The following is a 900-nucleotide window of genomic DNA, read 5'->3' as shown; positions in this document are numbered from 1 at the left end:
TCGTCTTCAGGAGTCAGTTGGGGGTCAAGTCGTCTGATGACTTAGTCTACACCCGGAAGCTACTTACGCCATGCTCATTCATAAACGAAAGCCCCGCTATGGAGTGCCGATTTAGCGGTCCAAATAGAATTCCCTCGCTAGAAAACCCAAGAAACTGGAGCAATCATGAGAACTCGCAAATTCTTAAATCCCAAGTCCTCAGTCCAGAAGAGCGTTAGACTTGTAGTAGCAGTCTTGACTCTATTCCCCTTTGGAAAAGCCCTGGCAGCCGCTCCTACAATCGAGATCATGAAAGATACTGAAAACGGAACCGGCACATTTAATTTTATCCTTCAAGGCCTCTCCAGCTCGACTGCAAATGTCACTGTCTTTTCTGAGACTACGGCAAAATCGGCAGGGATATTCACAGGTAGTATTGGCACCAAAGCCGTCATTACCGAGGCCGATCATCCGTACTACACAACCAGTATTATCTGTACGGATTCCAATAAAAGAGCCACTGGGAACGCGGACATAGTCATCAACAATAGCAAGACAGTGACTATCCCCAGCACAGCCATGAAGGATGGGGCGCGTTTTATCTGCACATATACCAATGTTCTTGCCATTAATCCTACAAATCCAGTTTCAGGCATCAATCTTGACTGTGCAGCGGGCGAGTCGCTGTATGTCCTCGATACGGATGCGCCTTCAGGTGGTACCACCCGCAAGCTGACTTGGACCGCAGGTTCTAAGGGGCCTGAAAAATATGTGTTCTCCAATTCTGGACTGGAGATTACCTTGAGCTTCACTGAAGGCAACTATTACGCCACCGGCGCTCCTGTAATCAGCAACCTCAGTACCTGACAGGTTGCCTTTCGGCCCCTCCTGGCGCAGGAAATGGAGTCCTCAAGAGGTCCA

The 900-nt window shown here is 49.0% G+C and carries 1 protein-coding gene; it reads left to right on the top strand.

Annotated elements, in window-relative coordinates; translation table 11 throughout:
- Positions 1-288 precede the first annotated feature (288 nt).
- Positions 289-846, top strand: a complete 558-nt coding sequence (locus tag IE158_RS13410; RefSeq protein WP_189644204.1) for a prealbumin-like fold domain-containing protein — start codon at positions 289-291, stop codon at positions 844-846.
- The last annotated feature ends 54 nt before the right edge of the window (positions 847-900 follow it).

The organism is Deinococcus piscis (assembly GCF_014653275.1).
GTDB classification, from domain to species: Bacteria; Deinococcota; Deinococci; order Deinococcales; family Deinococcaceae; genus Deinococcus; species Deinococcus piscis.
Note: the sequence above shows the minus strand (reverse complement) of the source record. Positions and strands in the feature narration are given on the sequence as shown.